Source organism: Bacillus sp. V33-4, assembly GCF_002860225.1.
In the GTDB taxonomy this organism is placed as follows: domain Bacteria; phylum Bacillota; class Bacilli; order Bacillales; family Cytobacillaceae; genus Bacillus_BJ; species Bacillus_BJ canaveralius.
The window spans coordinates 16,439-38,822 of the sequence record NZ_PGVC01000004.1 but is presented as its reverse complement, the minus strand read 5'-3'; the positions used below and the strand labels follow the sequence as shown (position 1 = coordinate 38,822).

20 protein-coding genes are annotated in these 22,384 nt (G+C 43.6%); all 20 read left to right on the top strand.

Annotated elements, in window-relative coordinates; translation table 11 throughout:
* The first annotated feature begins 122 nt into the window (after positions 1-122).
* The 20 genes from rpsB to rpsO all read left to right on the top strand — a co-directional run bounded on the left by rpsB (position 123) and on the right by rpsO (position 22,310).
* Positions 123-827, top strand: coding sequence for a 30S ribosomal protein S2 (gene rpsB, locus CVD23_RS02275; protein WP_101576647.1), 705 nt, complete (start codon positions 123-125; stop codon positions 825-827).
* Between the two features lie 106 nt (positions 828-933).
* The gene (gene tsf, locus CVD23_RS02270) at positions 934-1,815 is read left to right on the top strand and encodes a translation elongation factor Ts (protein WP_101665061.1); all 882 of its coding nucleotides are present in this window, start codon (positions 934-936) and stop codon (positions 1,813-1,815) included.
* Positions 1,816-2,016: 201 nt separating this feature from the next.
* Complete coding sequence (gene pyrH / locus CVD23_RS02265; protein WP_101576650.1) at positions 2,017-2,742, top strand: UMP kinase; 726 nt, start codon at positions 2,017-2,019, stop codon at positions 2,740-2,742.
* Positions 2,742-3,299, top strand: coding sequence for a ribosome recycling factor (gene frr / locus CVD23_RS02260; protein WP_101665059.1), 558 nt, complete (start codon positions 2,742-2,744; stop codon positions 3,297-3,299). Before pyrH ends, frr begins: the two co-directional genes overlap by 1 nt.
* Before the next feature lie 351 nt (positions 3,300-3,650).
* Positions 3,651-4,427: an isoprenyl transferase gene (locus tag CVD23_RS02255; protein WP_101576654.1), complete on the top strand. Its 777-nt coding sequence runs from the start codon at positions 3,651-3,653 to the stop codon at positions 4,425-4,427.
* A gap of 152 nt (positions 4,428-4,579) precedes the next feature.
* A complete protein-coding gene (locus CVD23_RS02250; protein ID WP_101576656.1) occupies positions 4,580-5,371 on the top strand; it encodes a phosphatidate cytidylyltransferase in 792 nt (263 codons plus the stop codon).
* A 50-nt stretch (positions 5,372-5,421) separates the two neighbouring features.
* Positions 5,422-6,564 carry a 1-deoxy-D-xylulose-5-phosphate reductoisomerase gene (locus CVD23_RS02245; protein WP_101665057.1) on the top strand — a complete coding sequence of 381 codons (1,143 nt, stop codon included), beginning with the start codon at positions 5,422-5,424 and terminating at the stop codon, positions 6,562-6,564.
* A gap of 93 nt (positions 6,565-6,657) precedes the next feature.
* On the top strand, positions 6,658-7,917 hold the full coding sequence (rseP, locus tag CVD23_RS02240; RefSeq protein ID WP_101665055.1) for an RIP metalloprotease RseP: 1,260 nt from the start codon (positions 6,658-6,660) through the stop codon (positions 7,915-7,917).
* A gap of 144 nt (positions 7,918-8,061) precedes the next feature.
* On the top strand, positions 8,062-9,771 hold the full coding sequence (locus CVD23_RS02235; RefSeq protein WP_101665053.1) for a proline--tRNA ligase: 1,710 nt from the start codon (positions 8,062-8,064) through the stop codon (positions 9,769-9,771).
* A 204-nt stretch (positions 9,772-9,975) separates the two neighbouring features.
* The gene (locus CVD23_RS02230; RefSeq protein WP_101665051.1) at positions 9,976-14,298 is read left to right on the top strand and encodes a PolC-type DNA polymerase III; all 4,323 of its coding nucleotides are present in this window, start codon (positions 9,976-9,978) and stop codon (positions 14,296-14,298) included.
* A gap of 203 nt (positions 14,299-14,501) precedes the next feature.
* Positions 14,502-14,972 (top strand): ribosome maturation factor RimP, encoded by a 471-nt coding sequence (gene rimP, locus CVD23_RS02225; RefSeq protein ID WP_101576667.1) that lies wholly within the window; start codon positions 14,502-14,504, stop codon positions 14,970-14,972.
* A 161-nt stretch (positions 14,973-15,133) separates the two neighbouring features.
* On the top strand, positions 15,134-16,243 hold the full coding sequence (gene nusA, locus CVD23_RS02220) for a transcription termination factor NusA (protein WP_101576669.1): 1,110 nt from the start codon (positions 15,134-15,136) through the stop codon (positions 16,241-16,243).
* A gap of 33 nt (positions 16,244-16,276) precedes the next feature.
* Positions 16,277-16,534 (top strand): RNase P modulator RnpM, encoded by a 258-nt coding sequence (gene rnpM / locus CVD23_RS02215; protein ID WP_101576760.1) that lies wholly within the window; start codon positions 16,277-16,279, stop codon positions 16,532-16,534.
* Positions 16,534-16,836: a YlxQ family RNA-binding protein gene (locus CVD23_RS02210; protein WP_101576671.1), complete on the top strand. Its 303-nt coding sequence runs from the start codon at positions 16,534-16,536 to the stop codon at positions 16,834-16,836. The genes rnpM and CVD23_RS02210 overlap by 1 nt, the downstream gene beginning before the upstream one ends.
* 19 nt (positions 16,837-16,855) lie before the next feature.
* Positions 16,856-19,123 (top strand): translation initiation factor IF-2, encoded by a 2,268-nt coding sequence (infB, locus tag CVD23_RS02205; protein ID WP_101665049.1) that lies wholly within the window; start codon positions 16,856-16,858, stop codon positions 19,121-19,123.
* A complete protein-coding gene (locus tag CVD23_RS02200; RefSeq protein WP_101665048.1) occupies positions 19,123-19,404 on the top strand; it encodes a DUF503 domain-containing protein in 282 nt (93 codons plus the stop codon). The genes infB and CVD23_RS02200 overlap by 1 nt, the downstream gene beginning before the upstream one ends.
* Positions 19,405-19,519: 115 nt before the next feature.
* Positions 19,520-19,870 carry a 30S ribosome-binding factor RbfA gene (gene rbfA, locus CVD23_RS02195; RefSeq protein ID WP_101665047.1) on the top strand — a complete coding sequence of 117 codons (351 nt, stop codon included), beginning with the start codon at positions 19,520-19,522 and terminating at the stop codon, positions 19,868-19,870.
* Positions 19,871-20,034: 164 nt separating this feature from the next.
* Positions 20,035-20,958: a tRNA pseudouridine(55) synthase TruB gene (truB, locus tag CVD23_RS02190; protein WP_101665046.1), complete on the top strand. Its 924-nt coding sequence runs from the start codon at positions 20,035-20,037 to the stop codon at positions 20,956-20,958.
* Between the two features lie 8 nt (positions 20,959-20,966).
* Complete coding sequence (ribF, locus tag CVD23_RS02185) at positions 20,967-21,917, top strand: bifunctional riboflavin kinase/FAD synthetase (protein WP_101665045.1); 951 nt, start codon at positions 20,967-20,969, stop codon at positions 21,915-21,917.
* A gap of 123 nt (positions 21,918-22,040) precedes the next feature.
* Positions 22,041-22,310: a 30S ribosomal protein S15 gene (rpsO, locus tag CVD23_RS02180; protein ID WP_101576683.1), complete on the top strand. Its 270-nt coding sequence runs from the start codon at positions 22,041-22,043 to the stop codon at positions 22,308-22,310.
* Positions 22,311-22,384: the final 74 nt, after the last annotated feature.

Below are 22,384 nucleotides of genomic sequence, written 5' to 3'. Positions count from 1 at the left end.
CTATATTATGACATGGTGTTAATACACACGTTTGCGGATTTATGCTGCTGGTGCTGCCAAAGGCAGTTGCAGTATAAAGATGATGCGAGCGGAGGAAAACAAAACCACTAGGAGGAAAAAACATGTCAGTCATTTCAATGAAGCAATTGCTTGAAGCAGGTGTACATTTCGGACACCAAACTCGCCGTTGGAACCCTAAGATGAAAAAATACATTTTCACTGAGCGTAACGGTATCTACATCATCGACCTTCAAAAAACAGTTAAAAAGGTTGAAGAAGCTTACAACTACGTAAAGGAACTTGCTGGTAACGGCGGTACAATCCTTTTCGTTGGAACGAAGAAGCAAGCTCAAGATTCAGTTAAAGAGGAAGCTCTACGTTCTGGTATGTACTATGTTAACCAACGCTGGTTAGGTGGTACTTTAACAAACTTTGAAACAATCCAAAAGCGTATTTCACGTTTGAAAGATATCGAAAGAATGTCTGAAGATGGAACTTTTGAAGTTCTTCCTAAGAAGGAAGTTGTTCAATTAAGAAAAGAACAAGAACGTTTAGAAAAATTCCTGGGTGGAATTAAAGATATGAAAGTTCTTCCTGATGCTCTTTTCATCATCGACCCACGCAAAGAGCGCATCGCTGTTGCAGAAGCTCATAAATTAAACATTCCGATCGTTGGTATCGTTGATACAAACTGTGATCCGGATGAAATTGATGTAGTCATTCCTGCAAACGATGACGCAATCCGTGCAGTGAAACTTCTTACTGGTAAAATGGCAGATGCTATTTTAGAAGCTAAGCAAGGCGAAGAAGTTACAACAACTGCTTAATCGTTAAATTTAAGAAGGTGATAATAGGGAGCACCCTTTATCACCTTTTTTTAAAGATGATCCACCAAATATTTTACATAACAACATTCAAGGAGGAACTATCATTATGGCTATTACTGCTCAAATGGTAAAAGAATTACGTGAAAAAACTGGAGCCGGCATGATGGACTGCAAAAAAGCGCTTCAAGAAACTGACGGCAACATGGAAAACGCAATTGATTACCTTCGCGAAAAAGGAATCGCCAAAGCTGCGAAAAAATCGGACCGAATCGCTGCTGAAGGGATTACTTACATCCTTACTGAAGGAAATGACGCAGTGATCCTTGAAGTGAATTCAGAAACGGACTTTGTTGCGAAAAATGAAGGATTCCAGGTTCTTGTTAAGGAACTTGCTGACCATCTTCTAAAGAACAAGCCGGCATCTGTTGAAGAAGCAGTAGCGCAAACTATGGACAATGGTGCAACAATTGAGGCGCATATTAATGCTGCAATCGCAAAAATCGGTGAGAAATTATCTCTACGCCGCTTTGCAGTAAAAACAAAGACAGATCGCGATGCTTTTGGTGCATACTTGCATGCGGGCGGCCGCATTGGTGTGTTAACTGTTCTAGAAGGAACAACTGAAGAGCAAGCAGCGAAGGATGTTGCCATGCACATCGCTGCGCTTAACCCTAAATACGTCTCTCGTGAAGAAGTGTCTCAAGAAGAAGTTGACCGCGAGCGCCAGGTATTAACGCAGCAGGCGTTAAATGAAGGCAAGCCTGAGAATATTGTTGCAAAAATGGTCGAAGGCCGCCTTTCAAAATATTTTGAGGATGTTTGTCTGCTTGATCAGCCTTTTGTTAAAAATCCGGATCAAAAAGTTCGCCAGTTTGTTGAGTCAAAAGGTGCAACGGTTCGTGAATTTGTCCGTTACGAAGTCGGTGAAGGATTAGAAAAGCGTGAAGAGAATTTTGCAGAAGAAGTAATGAACCAGGTGAAAAAATAAAAATAGAAACGACCGCAAATGAAGTTTTCGATCTACCTGAAATAGCATGCAAAGCCGTGCAGAATCTAGGTTCGAAATCGGTAATTTTTCCAATTTCAGGGGACACTATGTGTTCCCTGTTTTTCAAGGACGAAGCGTTCATTTTCTTGGAAACAATGAAACGTTAAATATAGATGCTTTAATTACATAATGGAGGTTCCTATGAGCAGCCCTAAATATAAACGCGTTGTCTTAAAATTAAGTGGTGAAGCCTTAGCTGGAGAACAGGGCTTTGGCATTAATCCAGCTGTCATTAAATCCGTCGCCGAACAGGTGAAAGAGTTGGCTGAGCTCAACGTTGAAGTAGCAGTCGTTGTTGGCGGCGGAAACATATGGCGTGGCAAAATCGGCAGTGAAATGGGTATGGACCGGGCAACAGCTGATTACATGGGCATGCTTGCGACGGTGATGAACTCATTGGCGCTGCAAGACAGCCTTGAACAAGTTGGAGTAGCAACACGCGTCCAGACTTCAATCGAAATGCGCCAGGTAGCCGAGCCATATATTCGCAGACGCGCCATTCGCCATTTAGAAAAAAAACGGGTTGTTATTTTCGCAGCCGGAACAGGAAATCCTTACTTCTCCACAGATACAACAGCTGCTTTACGTGCCGCGGAAATTGAAGCAGACGTCATTTTAATGGCGAAAAACAATGTGGACGGCGTTTATTCAGCAGATCCTCGGGTCGATAAAAATGCCAAGAAATACGATGAATTATCCTATCTTGATGTCATCAAGGAAGGACTGGCGGTGATGGACTCAACTGCATCTTCATTGTGTATGGATAACAATATTCCATTGATCGTATTTTCAATTATGGAACAAGGAAATATTAAACGCGCCGTAATGGGAGAAACCATCGGTACGGTAGTCAGGGGGAAAAATTAATGCCAAAGCAGCTTATTTCCAATACTAAAGAAAAAATGACGAAAGCGATTCAGGCTTACACACGTGAACTGGCAAGCATTCGTGCAGGAAGAGCAAATGCGTCTTTATTGGACAAAATTACTGTCGATTATTATGGAGCACCTACACCGGTAAACCAATTAGCAGGAATTAGTGTTCCTGAGGCACGTGTACTTGTTATTCAGCCATACGATAAAACCGTATTAGGTGGAATTGAGAAAGCCATTCAAAAGTCAGATCTTGGCCTCAATCCGACAAATGATGGCTCACTGATTCGAATTACAATTCCACAGCTAACTGAAGAACGGCGCAAGGAGCTTGTAAAGCTTGTTAAAAAAGAATCCGAAGAAGCAAAAGTGGCTGTCCGAAATATCCGCCGTGATGCAAATGATGATCTTAAAAAGCTTGAGAAAAATGGTGAGATTACAGAAGATGACCTGAGAGGTTATGGTGATGATATCCAGAAACTCACAGACGAGTACATCAGCAAAGTCGACCAGATTACAAAAGATAAAGAAAAAGAAATTATGGAAGTATAATGGTGATTAGGATATTTCCAGCTTCATTCATTCTATTCGTTATCTGTTCTATATGATCGCGGTTAGCCTGTAACGGGATATATTTTATAACCCTCTATTTTAGAGGGTTTTTATGTTTTCGGGTCTATCATTTCTTTGAGACCATTTCCTTCTTAACAGCTGGCCGGAACTTTTTAAAATATTCTTAATTATCGTGTTTGAACATATCTATTTAATAGAGATATCTTTACCCTTTTTTGGTATGATAAGAGCATGTGGAAAAGAGCTATCCGAATATGATCTAATAGCAGGCTGGCTTTTGCAGGAGTCTGTATTCGGAGATTGATTACCCGTTTTGGAGGAACTGTAATTATGTTAAAAAAACTTAAGCTTTGGAGGAACTCTGGGCCTTCTTCCAATCTCCAGGAGCGCATTCAGCAGGTTAAACAACAAAAAGTTCCTTCCCACATCGCTATCATAATGGATGGTAATGGAAGATGGGCGAAAAAGAGAGCGTTGCCGAGAGTGGCCGGACATCATGAAGGGATGAAGGTTGTCCGGAAAATAACGAAACTGGCAAGCGAGCTTGGAGTAAAAACCCTTACCGTATACGCTTTTTCAACAGAGAACTGGAAGAGGCCGAAAACGGAAGTCGACTATATCATGAGTTTGCCCGATGAATTTTTGGATACCTTTTTACCGGAGCTCGTTGCCGAAAACGTCCAGGTGAAAATGATGGGTTATAAGCAGAACTTGCCCGCCCACACCCTTAGCGCACTTGAAAGAGCGATTCATGAAACAAAGGACAATACAGGCCTCAGTTTAAATTTTGCTCTTAATTACGGCAGCAGGGCTGAAATTATTGAAGCGGTTAAGGATGTCTTAAAGGAATGCAAAAGTGGTATAATGGATGAAAATGACATTAATGAGGAAACCTTTTCCGCTTATTTAATGTCTAAAAATATCGAGGATCCTGATCTTCTCATTCGCACAAGCGGTGAAATCCGTTTAAGCAATTTTATGCTCTGGCAGCTGGCCTATACCGAATTTTGGTTCACCGACGTTCTCTGGCCCGATTTTAATGAAGAGCATCTAGTGGAAGCAATCGAAGTATTCCAAAGGCGCCAGCGCAGGTTTGGCGGGGTGTAGAAAATTTAGACGCTGGGCTTGTTGATTCAGAAAAAGGACCTTTTAATCGTTGTTTCGTGTTTTGACTGGGCTTAACAGCAAATGGCAAAATTCGATATATCCGTATAACTTAGTGGGTCCCGTTAGATATGATAAAGGTGTTGAAAAATTAGATGAAGCAAAGAATTATAACAGCAGTAATAGCAGCGGCAGTATTTTTGCCGATTGTCCTCTACGGCGGCGCTCCTTTTTTATTGATGGTTTACCTTTTAGCGACAATTAGCCTGTATGAATTACTTAAAATGCGGCATCTTAAGCTGCTGTCTGTTCCAGGAATTATATCTCTTATATTATTGTGGATTTTCCTGCTCCCAAGCGATTACCAAAATCTTATCGAAGATCTTGACTATACTAAAGTCGAGTTAGCTTTGATTGCGGTTTTATTGTTCTTGACTTATACTGTAGCAACTAAAAATCGATTTACTTTTGACGATGTTGCTTTTTCAACAATGGCTATTTTATACATCGGGATCGGTTTCTATTACTTTCTCGAAACAAGGGATGCCGGAATTGAATTCGTATTCTACTCCCTGCTGATTGTTTGGGCGACCGATTCGGGTGCATATTTTATTGGAAGAGCAATGGGGAAAAATAAGCTTTGGCCGGAAATCAGCCCAAATAAAACGGTCGAAGGATTTGTCGGAGGGATTATCTGCGCTCTGGTTGTTGCCATCGTTTTTTCTATTTTTGCTGAAAAGATCGATGCTCCGCTTCTTGAGCTGATTATCATTACTGTTCTATTATCAATATTTGGACAAATTGGCGATCTCGTCGAATCTGCGTTAAAGCGTCACTACAATGTTAAAGATTCCGGAAGCCTTCTTCCAGGGCATGGAGGTATTCTCGACAGGTTTGACAGTTTGCTGTTTGTCTGGCCTTTAATCCATTTTTTCCAATTGATATAGAGCACAACAGTATATAGGCAGGTTTTTGTTGATTTAGGGGAGTGAGCTAAATGAAGAATATTAGTCTTTTGGGAGCGACTGGATCGATCGGCACCCAGACTTTGGATATAATAAGACTACATCCGGGCGAGTTTAAGCTGGTTGCCCTGGCAGTCGGGAGAAATTTGGAGCTGGCGAGAAAAATCGTCTCCGAATTTAAGCCTGAATTTGTCGCCGTCCAGGATAAATCTTCGGCGGACACATTGAAAGCTGAGTATCCCGGCGTTCAGTTTGGTTTTTCTGAAGAGGGTTTAATTGAAGCTGCAGTTTATGCAAAATCTGATATTCTTGTCAATGCTGTCCTGGGAAGTGTTGGGCTTTCCCCGACGTTAGCGGCCATTGAGGCAAAAAAAACAATTGCCATTGCAAACAAAGAAACGCTTGTAACAGCTGGGCACATCGTTATCGAAGCCGCGAAACGCAATCAAGTCGCATTGCTGCCGGTTGATAGTGAACATTCAGCCATTTTTCAAGCACTTCAAGGTGAAAAGTACGAAAATATTGAGAGATTAATCTTGACTGCTTCGGGAGGCAGCTTCCGCGACCGTTCAAGAGCAGATTTGGAAAAGGTGACGGTGCAGGAAGCTTTGAACCATCCTAATTGGTCGATGGGAGCAAAAATTACCATTGATTCAGCAACGATGATGAATAAAGGACTTGAGGTCATTGAGGCGCACTGGCTTTTCTCGATTCCTTTTGAAAAGATTGATGTCCTATTACATAAGGAAAGCATCATCCATTCAATGGTGGAATTTCATGACAGCAGTATGATCGCTCAACTCGGCACTCCTGATATGCGAGTCCCGATTCAATATGCTTTGACATACCCGGACAGGCTTCCTCTTCCAGGTGCAAACCGCCTCAATCTTGCTGAAATCGGCAAACTTCATTTCTCGGAAATGGATTTTGAACGATTTCGCTGTTTACATTATGCATACGAAGCAGGAAAGGCCGGTGGGACGCTGCCCGCTGTTTTAAATGCAGCCAATGAAGCGGCAGTAGCTGCATTCCTGGACGGGAAAATCACGTTCTTGAAAATTGAGGACTTAATAGAAAAAGCGATCAGCGCTCATAAAAATATCGTGAACCCTGATCTTGAAGCGATTCAAGAAGCAGATAAAGAAGCGAGAAGACTAGTCGAATCATTAGTATAGTATTAATTGGAAATCAACAATGTACGTTAAAAGGTTAATTTCATCATAGGGACAATAGCTTGAAAAACTCACACGATAAAAGGTGGTTAAACTTTGAGTACAGTTATCGCATTTATTGTTATCTTTGGCGCCCTCGTCTTTTTCCACGAGTTAGGCCATTTTGTTTTTGCGAAGCGGGCCGGAATTCTCTGCCGCGAGTTTGCGATTGGTTTTGGTCCGAAAGTTTTCTCCCATAAAAAAGGAGAAACGACATACACGATCCGCCTATTGCCAATCGGCGGGTTTGTCCGCATGGCAGGCGAGGATCCGGAGATGGTCGAGATTAAACCAGGATACCGAATCGGCCTTCTTTTCGATCAAAACGAAAAAGTCACAAAAATCATATTAAACAACAAAGAAAAATATCCGCAGGCAAGAGTTATTGAAGTGGAACATGCCGATATTGAACATGACCTTATCATAAAAGGATACGCAGACGATGAAGAGGAGCAGCTGCAATCTTTCGTGATCCGCCCTGATGCGGTATTAGTCGAAGCCGGAGTTGAAACACAGATTGCACCGTATAACCGGCAATTTGCCTCTAAAACGCTCGGACAACGAACAATGGCCATCTTTGCCGGCCCAATGATGAATTTTGTTCTTGCCTTTTTCATTTTTCTTATTTTAGCGTTCATTCAAGGAATTCCTTCCAATGATCCAGCGCTGGGGAAACTGGCCCCGGATGGAGCAGCAGAGGCTGCGGGCTTACAGGAAGGCGACGCAATCGAAAGTATTGACGGTGCAGAAATCTCCAGCTGGTCTGATGTTGTCGAGATTATTCGCCAAAATCCCGGCAACGAGCTTGAATTTGTTGTCGTCCGGGATGGCAAAACAATCGAAGTACCGGTAACGCCGGAAGCGCAAAAGGTAGAAGAAGAAACGATTGGCATTATTGGCGTTTACAGTCCTGTCGAAAAATCGCCGCTTAAAGCTTTTTCCTATGGTTTTGAACAGACTTATTTCTGGACAAAAGAAATTTTTGTTATGTTAGGAAAACTGGTGACTGGCCAATTTTCAATCGATATGCTGTCGGGTCCGGTTGGGATATATGTATCGACCGATACTGTTGCGCAATCAGGGATCTTTTATTTAATGAGATGGGCTGCGATTTTAAGCATTAACCTCGGCATCATGAACCTGCTTCCAATCCCGGCGTTAGACGGGGGAAGGCTGATGTTTTTCGCTGTTGAGGCAATTAGAGGAAAGCCGATTGACCGCCAAAAAGAGGGAATGGTCCATTTTATCGGTTTTGCCCTATTGATGTTGCTCATGCTTGTTGTCACATGGAATGATATTCAACGCTTTTTCTTATAGCATTGTCAGCCATCACAAGACTATTTGCTGATGGTCTTCTTTCAGGAAGTGCCAGGGCGATATTGGCGCTTTGGTTTGAAATATAAGACAGGCAAGGAAATGAAACGATCACAGTAGTAATGCGAAAATGAGGTGCAGAACAAAATGAAACAAAGTATGTCGCTTATTCCAACTTTACGGGAAATTCCCGCAGATGCTGAAATTAAAAGCCATCAACTCCTGTTACGAGCCGGTTTTATCCGCCAAATTGCAAGCGGAATTTATAGCTACCTTCCGCTTGGAAGAAAGGTGCTGCAAAAAGTCGAAGCGATTATTCGCGAAGAAATGAACAATGCCGGAGCAGTCGAGCTGTTTATGCCAGCCTTGCAGCCAGCTGAATTATGGCAGGAATCAGGGCGCTGGTACACATACGGGCCTGAGCTGATGCGGCTTAAAGACAGCCATGACCGTGATTTCGCCCTTGGTGCCACTCACGAAGAGGTGATTACGAGCATTGTTCGTGACGAAATTAAATCATATAAACGGCTTCCGTTAACCCTTTATCAAATCCAGACAAAGTTCCGCGATGAAAAAAGGCCGCGTTTCGGGCTGTTGCGCGGCCGTGAGTTTATTATGAAAGATGCTTACTCGTTCCATTCATCTCCTGATAGTTTGGATGATGTTTATGAAAAGCTTTTTACGGCATACAGCAACGTGTTCAGAAGGTGCGGATTGGATTTTCGGGCGGTCATTGCCGATTCCGGAGCAATGGGCGGCAAAGATACACATGAATTTATGGTGTTATCCGATGTCGGTGAGGATACGATTGCTTATTCCGATACGTCCGATTACGCAGCCAATATTGAAATGGCTCCAGTGGTTGCCAGATACGAGAAAAACGGAGAAGTTGAAAAAGAACTCGAAAAAGTAAAAACCGTGAATCAAAAGTCGATCGAAGAAGTAACGGCATTTCTAAATGTGCCTGCAGAAAACTGCATAAAAACCCTGCTGTTTAAAGCGGATGAAAATTACGTGCTCGTCCTTGTCAGAGGCGATCACGAAGTTAATGACATTAAAGTGAAAAATTTATTGGAAGCTGCTGCGGTTGAGCTTGCAAGTGCTGAAGAGACGAGAGCGGTTCTTGGCTGCAGCGTTGGTTCATTGGGGCCGGTCAACTTGAAGAATGACGAAGTTAAAGTGGTCGCTGACCGCGCTGTCGAGGTAATTGTGAACGGTGTCTGCGGTGCCAATGAAGAAGATTACCATTTTATCAACGTGAACCCGGGTCGGGATTTCCAAATATCCCAGTATGAGGATCTTCGCTTTGTTCAAGAAGGGGACCCTTCACCGGATGGACAAGGAAAGATTCTGTTTGCAAAAGGAATCGAAGTCGGACATGTGTTTAAGCTGGGTACACGCTACAGTGAAGCAATGAATGCGACATATTTAGATGAAAATGGAAGATCACAGCCGATGCTGATGGGCTGCTATGGAATAGGTGTGTCCCGGACGATGGCTGCGGTCGCAGAACAATTCAATGATGAAAATGGCCTTATCTGGCCATCCTCGCTCGCGCCATTTGATTTGCATTTGATCGCTGTCAATATGAAGGATGAAGCCCAATCAGCCCTCGCATTGGAGCTATATGAACGGCTGAAGAAGAATCGTTTTGAGGTACTTCTTGACGATCGCCAGGAAAGACCCGGTGTAAAGTTCGCCGATTCCGATTTAATCGGGCTGCCGGTACGGATTACGGTCGGCAAGAAAGCAGCCGAGGGAATCGTTGAAGTTAAAGTGCGTAAAACAGGGGAGTCTTTTGAGTTCCACAAGGATGAGCTTGTTGCAAAAATTTCAGAACTAATTTCAACTCTTTAAACATAAAACGGGCTCTCCCATAAGCAGCGGAGCCCGTTTTTTTATTTGAAGAGGGAGCGGTTACCGGTTTTTGTTGGAGATTATTACAACCATTTTTAATAAAAAATTCAGCTGGCCTTTATGATATAATTACAGTTGTTTCAAATCGCAAATATCGTCGAAAAATGATAATAAAACTAGAAATATAGGATGGGAGGGAGACGGATGATCGATCAGGCGCAGGGCAAGAAAGAGCGGTTCCAGCTTTTGCTTCAGCAGCTAAATTTGACAGAGGATGCGATCGTTTCCCATTTTATTAACGCACAAATTGATAAATTGGTCATCGAAAAAAAGGCAAAAAGGTGGCATTTCTACTTCTTATTCGAAAGAATTATTCCTTGCAGTGTATTTAGTAGATTTGCTGCGCAACTGGAAAAGACATTTTCACATATTGCCAATATTTCATTTTCGGTCGAAGCCGCCGATCAGCAGTTTTCCGAACAGCTTGCCCTTGAATATTGGACAAACTGCCTTCAAGAAATAGACGGAATGTCACCACCCTTGCTAAAACTATTAAATGAGCAGACGCCAAAAGTTCAGGGCAGCAAATTTGTGCTAGCCGTCAGGAATGAAACAGAAGGGCTGGCGATTAAGCGGAAATACGCCGGCTTGATTTCAAATATTTATCAAACATTCGGTTTTCCGGCAATCACGATAGAGGCGGAAATTACGTCAAAACCCGAAAACAAAGAGTATGAACAATTTTTGGCCGCAAAGCAGAAGGAAGATCAGGAACGCGGTTTGCAGGCGATGGTTGAGATGCAGAGGAAAGAGGCGGAGAAAGAGGCTGACGGTGGGGCTCCTTCCGGCCCGCTCACAATCGGCTTAACGATTAAGGATGATTCTGAGTTCAGAAGGCTCGAAGAAATTGTTGATGAGGAAAGACGGGTAGCGATAGAAGGCTATGTCTTTTTTGCAGAAACGAAAGAGCTGCGAAGCGGTCGTACTCTCTTAACCTTTAAGCTTACTGATTATACAAGCTCGATCATGATTAAGATGTTTTCGAGAGACAAAGAAGATGCAGCCCAATTCCAGAGGGTGCAAAAGGGAATGTGGCTGAAGGTTCGCGGCAGCATCCAAAATGATACATTTGTCCGTGATCTTGTGATGATTGGAAATGATATAAACGAAATAAAACCGGTTGAACGAAAAGACACGGCACCGGAAGGCGAAAAGCGTGTTGAACTTCACTTACATACACCTATGAGTCAGATGGACGCTGTTACACCTGTTAGCACGCTTGTCGCCCAGGCGAAAAAATGGGGCCACAAAGCGGTTGCGATTACCGATCATGCAGGAGCCCAGTCATTTCCGGAAGCATTTGGCGCCGGGAAAAAAAATGATATAAAAATTCTCTATGGAGTTGAAGTAAACCTCGTCGATGACGGAGTACCAATCGCCTATAATAGTTCACACAGGCGGCTCGAGGAAGATATGTACGTAGTTTTTGACGTCGAAACAACCGGTTTATCGGCTGTTTACGATAAAATTATTGAGCTTGCAGCTGTTAAGGTGCAAAACGGCGAAATTATCGACCGGTTTGAAAGGTTTGCCGATCCGCATCACCCACTTTCTGCAACAACCATTAATTTAACAGGAATCACCGATGACATGGTTAAGGGGGCTCCTGAAATTGAAGACGTTTTGGCTGATTTCAAGCAATGGGCAGATGACGCAGTTTTAGTTGCCCACAATGCCTCTTTTGACATGGGCTTTTTGAATGTTGGTTACCAGAAAGCCGGCTTCAGCAAAGCTGCCAACCCTGTCATTGACACACTCGAGCTTGGCCGCTTTTTGTATCCTGATCTGAAAAATCATCGCTTGAATACGCTTGCCAAGAAGTTTGATATAGAACTGACACAGCATCACCGCGCTATTTATGATGCGGAGGCGACAGGATATCTGCTGCTCCGGATGCTTAAAGATGCAGCTGAAAAGGGCATTGAGTTTCACGATCAATTAAATGACAATATGGGACAGGGTAACGCTTACCAGCGTGCGCGTCCGTACCATTGCACCTTGCTTGCGCAAACCGAAGCAGGTTTAAAGAATTTGTTCAGACTCGTTTCGATCGCCCATCTAAATTACTTTTACCGGGTGCCGAGAATCCCCCGTTCGCAGCTCGAAAAGTTTCGCGAAGGAATCCTTGTTGGCTCAGGCTGTGACAAAGGCGAAGTGTTTGAAGGGATGATGCAAAAGGCGCCGGAAGAGGTTGAAGAGACAGCCCAATTTTATGATTATCTTGAAATCCTGCCAAAGGAAGTCTATGCCCATCTCTTAGAAATGGAGCTTGTCAGAGACCGTACTGCTCTGGAGGAAATCATGACAAATATCGTCAAGCTTGGGGATAAGCTTGGCTTACCGGTTGTGGCAACCGGTAATGTCCACTATTTAAATCCGAATGATAAAATTTATCGGAAAATACTCGTGAATTCGCAAGGCGGAGCCAATCCACTGAACAGGCACCAGCTGCCAGATGTCCATTTTCGGACAACAAACGAAATGCTCGACAGTTTTTCTTTCTTGGGGAAAGAGAAAGCAAAGGAAATTGTCGTTACGAATACGAATAAAATTGCCGATATGATTGACAATATAAAACCGATAAAAGACGATCTGTACACCCCAAAAATTGAGGGTGCAGATGAAGAAATGCGCAGCATGAGTTATGCAATGGCAAGACGCATTTACGGCGATAATTTGCCGGAGATCGTTGAAGCCCGCCTTGAAAAAGAGCTGAAAAGCATCATCGGCCACGGTTTTGCGGTTATCTATCTTATCTCTCACAAGCTGGTAAAAAAATCGCTCGATGACGGCTACCTTGTCGGCTCACGGGGTTCTGTCGGTTCATCGTTAGTCGCAACAATGACGGAAATTACCGAAGTCAATCCACTGCCGCCGCATTATGTTTGCCCAACCTGCAAGCATTCTGAGTTCTTTAATGACGGTTCGGTTGGTTCCGGATTTGACCTGCCTGATAAAGATTGTCCTAATTGCGGTGGAACATACAGGAAGGACGGGCATGATATCCCGTTTGAAACCTTCCTTGGCTTTAAAGGTGATAAAGTACCAGATATCGACTTGAATTTTTCAGGTAAATATCAACCGCGGGCCCATAATTATACGAAGGTATTGTTTGGCGAAGACAATGTCTACCGTGCCGGTACGATTGGCACAGTAGCAGACAAAACAGCGTTTGGTTATGTAAAGGCTTATCAGCAGGATAATAACTTACAGCTGCGCGGTGCGGAAATCGACCGGCTCGCTTCAGGCTGCACCGGGGTAAAAAGGACAACCGGCCAGCATCCAGGCGGAATCATCGTTGTCCCTGATTATATGGACATTTATGATTTTTCACCGATCCAGTTCCCGGCTGATGATAAAACATCGGAATGGAAAACAACCCATTTTGATTTCCATTCTATTCATGACAATTTATTAAAGCTCGATATTCTCGGCCACGATGACCCGACAGTCATTCGGATGCTTCAGGATTTAAGCGGTATTGATCCGAAAACGATTCCTACAGATGACCCTGAAGTAATGAAAATTTTCAGCGGGACAGAATCGCTCGGGGTAAGCGCAGAGCAAATTATGTGTAAAACCGGCACCCTTGGGATTCCGGAATTTGGAACGCGGTTTGTCCGCCAGATGCTTGAGGACACAAAACCGACTACTTTTTCTGAGTTGGTGCAGATCTCCGGACTGTCCCACGGTACCGACGTTTGGCTCGGAAACGCCCAGGAGCTTATCCACAATAAAACCTGCAATTTGAGCGAAGTAATCGGCTGTCGTGATGACATTATGGTTTATTTAATTTACCAGGGCCTTGAACCGGCATTTGCTTTTAAAATCATGGAGTCAGTGCGGAAGGGAAAAGGACTGACAGATGAAATGGAAGAAGAAATGCGGAAAAACAGTGTTCCTGAGTGGTACATTAATTCTTGTAAAAAAATTAAATATATGTTCCCTAAGGCCCATGCTGCCGCTTATGTTTTAATGGCGGTTCGGATTGCTTATTTTAAAGTTCATCATCCATTGATGTACTATGCGGCTTATTTTACTGTAAGAGCCGAAGATTTTGATGTTGAAGCGATGACGCGAGGTTCACAGGCGATCCGCGCCCGCATTGATGAAATCAATGCAAAAGGCCTTGATGCATCACCTAAAGAGAAAAACCTGTTAACGGTGTTGGAGCTTGCGCTGGAAATGTGTGAGCGCGGCTTCTCGTTTGGAAAAGTAGATTTATACCGTTCAAGTGCAGATCAGTTTTTAATTGACGGAGATTCATTAATCCCGCCGTTTAATTCGATTCCCGGACTTGGAACAAACGCTGCGCTGAACATTGTCAAGGCAAGAGGAGAAGGAGAGTTCCTCTCCAAGGAAGACCTCCAGCAGCGCGGTAAAATTTCGAAAACGATCCTTGAGTATCTTGATAATCATGGATGCCTGGAATCTTTACCTGAGCAGAACCAGCTTTCACTTTTTTAGCCCGGACAGGATATGGAACGATTCAGTTTGCATTAAATATTTGGTTATGTTATAGTTTTATTGGAAATACTAAGGATAACGTGCAAACGAGAGTGGGGAAACCCACTCTTTCGTATTGTATGCAGACATTTAAACAAAATATTTTCCTTCTTCGTATTAAACTTCAAACGATCGAAAAGAATGGATGTTAAAGGAGGGATTTCATGAGTAAGGTAACCGATGTTGTCGAAGAATTAGTCACTCCGATCCTGGATGATAACGGGTTGGAATTGGTTGATATTGAATATGTCAAAGAGGGTAAAGACTGGTTCCTGCGCGTCTTTATTGATAAAGATTCCGGAATCGACATCGAAGAATGCGGAATGGTAAGCGAAAAATTAAGCGAAAAGCTTGATGAACTTGACCCCGTTCCCCATAACTATTTCCTGGAGGTATCTTCACCCGGTGCAGAACGTCCGCTGAAAAAAGAAAGAGATTATCAAAGGGCTGTCGGCAAAAATGTCTTTATTAAAACATATGAACCTATTGATGGTGAAAAGAGCTTCGAAGGGGAATTAAAGGATTTTAATGGACAATCAATAATGGTTGAGATCAAGATTAAAACGAGAAAAAAACTCATCGAAATTCCTTTTGATAAAGTGGCTGCGGCCCGTTTAGCCGTTACCTTTTCTTAAAGTCATTAGCACTTGAAAAGAATGGCTTCACGATAATCCAGTTTTGCTAATATTCCTTTAAGAAGAACTGTGCTGGATTTGCTATCTTCAGCCTTTTTTTATAGAAAAAATGGACAAAAGGATCGAAGAAAAATTTATAAAGATTGAGGGGATACGTGTTTATGGCAAGTGAATTGTTGGATGCTCTTACGCTGCTTGAGAAAGAAAAAGGCATTTCCCGGGATGTGTTAATAGATGCGATTGAGGCTGCGCTCGTTTCAGCATACCGCCGCAATTTTAATCAAGCACAAAACGTGCGGACTGATTTGAATTTAGAAAATGGTTCAATGCGTGTATTTGCGCGAAAGGAAGTGGTCGAGGAGGTTTTTGATCCCCGACTTGAGATCTCAGTCGAGGAAGCGCAGCAAATGAATCCTAATTATCAGGTTGAAGATGTTGTTGAAATGGAAGTTACGCCGAAGGATTTTGGCAGAATTGCCGCGCAAACGGCAAAGCAGGTTGTAACCCAGCGCGTCCGTGAAGCGGAAAGAGGCATTATTTATTCTGAATTTATTGACCGCGAAGAAGATATTATGACCGGGATCGTCCAGCGTCAAGATCCTAAATTCATTTATGTCAGCCTTGGTAAAATTGAAGCGATTTTGCCGGCAAACGAGCAAATGCCGACAGAGCATTATAAACCTCACGACCGGATTAAAGTTTTCATTACAAAAGTGGAAAAAACGACAAAGGGACCGCAGATTTTTGTGTCGAGAACACATCCCGGCTTGTTGAAGCGGCTGTTTGAAATTGAGGTGCCTGAAATCTTTGATGGAACGGTTGAAATTAAATCAGTAGCCCGTGAAGCAGGCGACCGTTCAAAGATTTCCGTTCACTCTGACAATCCTGAGGTTGATCCGGTCGGCTCTTGTGTTGGTCCGAAAGGAAGCCGCGTTCAGGCGGTCGTAAATGAATTAAAAGGCGAAAAAATCGACATTGTCAAATGGTCGGATGATCCGGTTGTTTTTGTGGCCAATGCTTTAAGTCCGTCTAAAGTGCTTGATGTTATTGTCAGTCAAGATGAGAAGGCGACAACGGTTGTTGTCCCGGATTACCAACTGTCGCTGGCGATTGGAAAACGCGGACAAAATGCACGGCTTGCAGCAAAGCTTACTGGATGGAAGATCGACATCAAACCAGAATCGGAAGCAAGACAAGCCGGAATTTACCCGAGAGACGAACGGCTCTTAATTTTCGACGACGAAATTGAAGAAGATTCTGATATCGATTAAGGAGCGAGGTGAGGGATCGTGAAAAAAGTTCCTATGCGAAAATGTGTGGCAACCGGCGAAATGAAGCCGAAAAAAGAACTCATTCGCATCGTTCGCTCAAAAGAAGGAGAAGTATCGATTGACTTAACAGGTAAAAAGTCTGGAAGAGGTGCTTATCTTTCCAAGGATAAGGAAGCAGTAATGTCAGCAAAGAAAAAAAACACTCTGTCCAACCATTTACAGGTTAAGATCGACGATCATTTATACGAAGAGCTAATTGAACTCATTGAGAAGGAGAAACGACTGTCCTGATGAAATCAACTCAATGGATGTCATTGCTTGGCTTAGCCAATCGAGCACGAAAAATCATTTCGGGTGAAGAGCTTTCCGTGAAGGAAATTAGAAGCGGTAAAGCTAAACTCATCTTGTTGGCGGCAGATGCGTCAGCCAACACGACAAAGAAAATAACAGATAAATGTAAATCCTATCATGTCCCGTTTAAAATCGTTGAGAACCGATATTTGCTTGGGCAGTCAATAGGGAAGGAAGCCCGTGTCGTTGTGGCTTTATTAGATGAAGGATTTGCAAAGAAGCTGTTGACGTTGCTCGATTAATTTTAGCGGGGGTGAAAATATGAGTAAGACACGAGTCTACGAATATGCAAAAAAATATAATATTTCCAGCAAAGATGTCATTACGAAATTAAACGGAATGAATATTGAGGTCAAAAACCATATGGCAACATTAGAGGACGACACAATTAAAAAACTTGACAGCTTTTATCAGAAAAAAGAAGAGAAACAGCCGCAGACACAAGGGAGCAAACAGCCTCAGCAACGACCGCAGAACCAAACACAATCAAGACCAAAACCAGCTGCAGCCACTAACAGTGGTACAAACACAGAGCCAAAAGCAGAACAGGCTAGAACGGCTCCAAAGAGCAACGACGGCAAAAAACAGGATGCTCCAGCGAGATCCAATAATAAGCCGCCGTTCAACAATAGCAATAGAAATAATAATAGAAACAATAATAACAATAGAAATAATAATAACAATAGAAATAATAACAGCAACAACAGGCCAAAAAATAATCGCGGCAAGCAGCAACAGCATCAGCAACTACCGCCACAGCCGAAAAAGGTCAGAGAGCTTCCGGAAAAAATTACGTTCACTGAGTCATTAACAGTCGCTGAACTTGGCAAAAAGCTGCACAGAGAGCCGTCGGAGATCATCAAAAAGCTCTTTATGCTTGGCGTAATGGCTACGATTAATCAGGAACTCGATAAGGATGCGATTGAACTTGTTGCAGGCGATTATGGTGTTGAAGTAGAAGAAGAAATCAGGATTGATACAACAGACCTGGAGGTTTATTTTACTGAGGATGATGCGGAGAACCGCGTTGAAAGACCATCTGTTGTAACAATCATGGGCCACGTTGACCACGGAAAAACGACTTTGCTTGATTCGATCCGTAATACTAAGGTTACAGCCGGTGAAGCTGGCGGAATAACCCAGCATATCGGAGCATACCAGGTGGAAGAGAACGGCAAAAAGATCACTTTTCTTGATACTCCGGGACATGCTGCATTCACGACGATGCGGGCCCGCGGAGCCAAAATCACTGACATTACGATTCTTGTTGTTGCTGCTGATGATGGTGTGATGCCGCAGACAGTTGAGGCGATCAACCATGCCAAGGCTGCAGAGGTACCGATTATCGTCGCAGTTAATAAGATGGACAAAGAGGCTGCCAATCCGGACCGGGTAATGCAAGAGTTGACCGAGCATAATTTGGTGCCAGAGGCATGGGGTGGCGATACCATTTTCGTTCCACTTTCAGCTTTAACTGGGGAAGGCATCGATAATCTGCTTGAAATGATTCTTCTAGTCGGCGAAGTGGAAGAATATAAAGCAAATCCGAAGCGTAATGCGATCGGAACGGTTATTGAAGCTCAATTAGACAAAGGCCGAGGTTCTGTTGCAACTTTGCTTGTGCAAAATGGAACGCTTAAAATCGGTGACCCGATTGTTGTCGGCACTACTTATGGCCGTGTCCGCGCCATGGTGAATGATTTAGGACGCCGTGTGAAAGAAGCCGGTCCGTCTACACCTGTTGAAATTACAGGTCTTAACGATGTTCCCCAGGCCGGCGACCGTTTTGTCGTCTTTGATGACGAGAAAACAGCACGCCAGATCGGTGAGGCGCGTTCCCAGCAGGCTGTGCAGGCACAGCGCGGTGAAAAATCACGCGTTAGTCTCGAATCTTTGTTTGAACAGATGAAACAAGGGGAAATGAAAGATTTAAACGTGATTATTAAAGCTGACGTGCAAGGTTCTGCGGAAGCTTTGGCAGCCTCCCTGGAAAAAATTGATGTCGAAGGCGTTAACATCCGCATCATCCATACGGCTGTTGGAGCAATTAACGAATCAGATATCACGCTTGCTGCTGCATCTAATGCGATTGTGATCGGATTTAACGTCCGCCCTGATGTCAATGCAAAACGCACTGCTGAAGCAGAAAAGGTTGAGATTCGTTTACACCGGATTATTTATAAAGTAATCGATGAAATCGAAGCAGCGATGAAAGGGATGCTTGATCCGGAGTTCGAAGAAAAAGTTATCGGCCAGGCGGAAGTGCGCCAAACGTTCAAAGTTTCTAAAATTGGTACGATTGCCGGTTCCTATGTGACGGATGGTAAAATCACCCGTGACAGCGGCGTCCGTTTAATCCGTGATGGCGTCGTCATTTTCGAAGGCACCGTAGATGCCCTTAAGCGCTTTAAAGATGATGCAAAAGAAGTCAGCCAGGGATATGAATGCGGAATCACCATTAAAAACTTCAATGACGTTAAAGAAGGCGATGTGATTGAAGCATATATCATGGAAGAAGTGGAACGTTAATGATAATCGGCATGGCTGCCTGTGAATGCATTATTTATGATGCCCATTCGTTAAAAGAAAAGCGTGCCGTTTTACAGCGAATCCTTGCCCGTTTGAGACAAAAATACAATATTTCTGTTGCGGAGGTCGGGCATCAGGATGTTTGGCAGCGGACGGAGATTGCGATTGTCGCAGTCTCATCCGCTAAAGTTCCGGTTGAAAAGGAATTACAGAATGCATTAAAATTAATCGACTCTTTTCCGGAAATAGAACGGACGATTACCGAAATCGAATGGCTTTAGTGTGTGCTCAGCTTGTTTTTAGCTCACGACATATGCAAATCGCCGTCTTCCAAATTGATTTCCGCGATTTAAAGAGTTTGCATGCCCGTTAATCCGGGTGAAGAGGTGAATCGAAATGAGTCATAGAGCGAACCGTGTTGGTGAGCAAATGAAAAAAGAATTGGGCGATATCATCGGCCGTAAAATTAAAGACCCGAGAATCGGCTTTGTAACGGTAACAGACGTTGAAGTCACCGGCGATCTTCAGCAGGCAACAGTGTTTATTTCTGTGTTGGGTGATGAAGAACAAAGGGAAAATACGTTAAAGGGCCTTGCAAAGGCCAAAGGTTTTATCCGCTCCGAAATCGGCCAGCGTATCCGTTTGCGGAAAACACCTGAAATTCTCTTTGAATTTGATGAATCCATTGATTACGGGAACAAAATTGAATCGCTTCTTCATCAAATCAAGGATGAACATAAAAACTGAATGGCAGAACAAGCGTTGTGTATAAACGCTTTCATCAGGCAAACCAGATAAGACTTAATTAGAATATAGAGCTGAACTTGACTGCAAAAAGGGGTAGACTACTGTCTATCCTTTTTTTGTAAAAATCGGGATTTCTATAAAAATTTGCGCAGGAGGATGAAACATTGGAAGGGATATTGCCGCTTTTAAAGCCAAAAGGGATGACTTCCCATGATTGTGTTTTTCGCTTAAGGAAGATATTAAAAACAAAAAAAGTCGGCCATACTGGAACGCTCGACCCCGATGTTACCGGCGTTTTGCCTGTCTGTATCGGCAGGGCCACCAAGGTGGCCGAATATATAACAGACGCCGGCAAAGCCTATGAAGGAGAAGTGACGCTTGGTTTTTCCACTTCCACAGAAGATGCCGCAGGCGATTTCATTGACAAGCAGGCCGTTGACAGAGAAATATCCCGGGCTGAGATTCTGGATGTACTCGCGTCCCTGACCGGGGAAATTGTGCAGACGCCCCCGATGTATTCCGCAGTAAAAGTGAATGGAAAACGGCTGTATGAGTATGCCCGCAAAGGCATAGAGGTTGAACGGCCGACGAGAAAGGTGATGATTTATTCAATTGAATTATTGGATGACCGCATTCTATTTCAGGGCGAGGCGATCACCTTCCGCTTTCGGGTATCGTGCAGCAAAGGTACATATATTAGAACACTTGCGGTAATGATTGGTGAAAAATTGGGCTACCCCGCGCACATGTCGTACTTGACGAGGATTCAATCAGCACAATTTACGATCGCCGACTGCTTAACCCTTGAAGAAGTCGAGACTGTTATGGCAGAGGGGAAAATAGCGACGGTCTTAGCTCCGCTTGAAGCAGGAATTTCGCATTTGCCGAAATTTACTATAAGTGATACATTAGCAGAGAAAGTAAAAAACGGCGCTTTACTCCAGATTCCTGATCATTTAAGCGATGAATCTGGACCGATATTGGTTGAAACCGAGGAAGGGCGTGCCCTTGCTGTTTATCGCCATCATCCCCGTAAACCCGGTTTAATGAAGCCGGATAAAGTGCTCAGAAACGATGATAAAAGGTGAGGAAATGCGTGGAAGTTATTACAATTGATCATCCGCATCATTTTAAAAGGAATGAACTGCCTGCTGTGGCGATGGCACTTGGCTTTTTTGACGGGGTCCACCTCGGCCACCAAAAGGTGATCCAAACGGCAAAGGACTTTGCTGAACAGAAAGGCCTGCAAAGCGCGGTGATGACGTTTGACCCGCACCCATCTGTCGTTCTCGGCAGAAGCAAACAGCAGATTGAATACATATCCCCCCTGCCAGAAAAAATTGACTTGATTTCAAGGCTGGAAATCGACTATTTGTATATCGTTCGATTTACAAAAGAATTTGCGAATTTACTGCCACAGGAATTTGTTGACAACTATATTATTGGCTTACATGTAGACCATGCGGTGGCTGGGTTTGATTTTTCATACGGAAGAATGGGTAAAGGGACGATGGAAACGATCACCTTCCATTCCCGCGGGAGATTCACTTTTACGACCGTTCCCGAGCTTTCGGAAGGCTCGGAGAAGATTAGCTCGACATTAATCCGCTCCCGGATCAGGAACGGAAAAACGGAGGACCTCCCCCAATTGCTGGGCAGGTACTACCAAACTGCAGGAATTGTTATTCATGGCGACAAACGGGGAAGGACGATTGGCTTTCCCACTGCAAATGTCAATATTCCGGAGGATTGGCTCATACCGCCTCCTGGTGTCTATGCCGTTCGCGTAAAGGTTAGCGGCTCGTGGTACTATGGAGTATGCAATATCGGATATAAGCCAACGTTTAATCAAGAGAAAGCTGCACGGCCTAGCGTTGAAGTACATATCTTTGAATTCAGCGGGGATATATACGGGGAGCAGCTTATGATAGAGTGGCATCTTCATATTCGAGAAGAACAGAAATTTTCAGGCATTGAGGAGCTCGTTGCACAAATCGAACGGGACAAGCAGAAAGCACTCGCATACTTTAAGAAAAGCTATGTTTAATCTTGCTTTTTGTCAAAAAAAGTTGTATTCTTATTAACGTATCAAAAATCAACCTTTGCTTGGCAAGACGAGTCACCGACGCTTGCTCGGTAACAGGGGATTATAAATTAGGAGGTGAACAGGATGGCAATCACACAAGAACGCAAAAATGAACTCATTGGTGAATTCAAGACACACGAAAGTGATACTGGTTCTCCAGAGGTTCAAATCGCTGTCCTTACTGAACAGATCAACAACTTGAACGAGCATTTACGTACACACAAAAAAGACCACCACTCTCGTCGCGGTCTTTTGAAAATGGTCGGTAAACGCCGTAATCTTTTGACTTACTTGCGTAATAAAGATGTTCAACGTTATCGTGAACTAATCAACAAGCTTGGTTTACGTCGATAGTCTGCCGAAGCGGGATTTTTTTCCCGCTTTTTTTCTATGTCCGGCTTGCGCCGTGAGCCTTCGCTCATTACGCG

Excerpts from the sequence above, each read along its gene's own strand:
- rpsB (WP_101576647.1), top strand. The coding sequence starts at position 123 with ATGTCAGTCATTTCAATGAAGCAATTGCTTGAAGCAGGTGTACATTTC.
- tsf (WP_101665061.1), top strand. The coding sequence starts at position 934 with ATGGCTATTACTGCTCAAATGGTAAAAGAATTACGTGAAAAAACTGGA.
- pyrH (WP_101576650.1), top strand. The coding sequence starts at position 2,017 with ATGAGCAGCCCTAAATATAAACGCGTTGTCTTAAAATTAAGTGGTGAA.
- frr (WP_101665059.1), top strand. The coding sequence starts at position 2,742 with ATGCCAAAGCAGCTTATTTCCAATACTAAAGAAAAAATGACGAAAGCG.
- CVD23_RS02255 (WP_101576654.1), top strand. The coding sequence starts at position 3,651 with ATGTTAAAAAAACTTAAGCTTTGGAGGAACTCTGGGCCTTCTTCCAAT.
- CVD23_RS02250 (WP_101576656.1), top strand. The coding sequence starts at position 4,580 with ATGAAGCAAAGAATTATAACAGCAGTAATAGCAGCGGCAGTATTTTTG.
- CVD23_RS02245 (WP_101665057.1), top strand. The coding sequence starts at position 5,422 with ATGAAGAATATTAGTCTTTTGGGAGCGACTGGATCGATCGGCACCCAG.
- CVD23_RS02235 (WP_101665053.1), top strand. The coding sequence starts at position 8,062 with ATGAAACAAAGTATGTCGCTTATTCCAACTTTACGGGAAATTCCCGCA.
- CVD23_RS02230 (WP_101665051.1), top strand. The coding sequence starts at position 9,976 with ATGATCGATCAGGCGCAGGGCAAGAAAGAGCGGTTCCAGCTTTTGCTT.
- rimP (WP_101576667.1), top strand. The coding sequence starts at position 14,502 with ATGAGTAAGGTAACCGATGTTGTCGAAGAATTAGTCACTCCGATCCTG.
- nusA (WP_101576669.1), top strand. The coding sequence starts at position 15,134 with ATGGCAAGTGAATTGTTGGATGCTCTTACGCTGCTTGAGAAAGAAAAA.
- rnpM (WP_101576760.1), top strand. The coding sequence starts at position 16,277 with ATGCGAAAATGTGTGGCAACCGGCGAAATGAAGCCGAAAAAAGAACTC.
- CVD23_RS02210 (WP_101576671.1), top strand. The coding sequence starts at position 16,534 with ATGAAATCAACTCAATGGATGTCATTGCTTGGCTTAGCCAATCGAGCA.
- infB (WP_101665049.1), top strand. The coding sequence starts at position 16,856 with ATGAGTAAGACACGAGTCTACGAATATGCAAAAAAATATAATATTTCC.
- CVD23_RS02200 (WP_101665048.1), top strand. The coding sequence starts at position 19,123 with ATGATAATCGGCATGGCTGCCTGTGAATGCATTATTTATGATGCCCAT.
- rbfA (WP_101665047.1), top strand. The coding sequence starts at position 19,520 with ATGAGTCATAGAGCGAACCGTGTTGGTGAGCAAATGAAAAAAGAATTG.
- rpsO (WP_101576683.1), top strand. The coding sequence starts at position 22,041 with ATGGCAATCACACAAGAACGCAAAAATGAACTCATTGGTGAATTCAAG.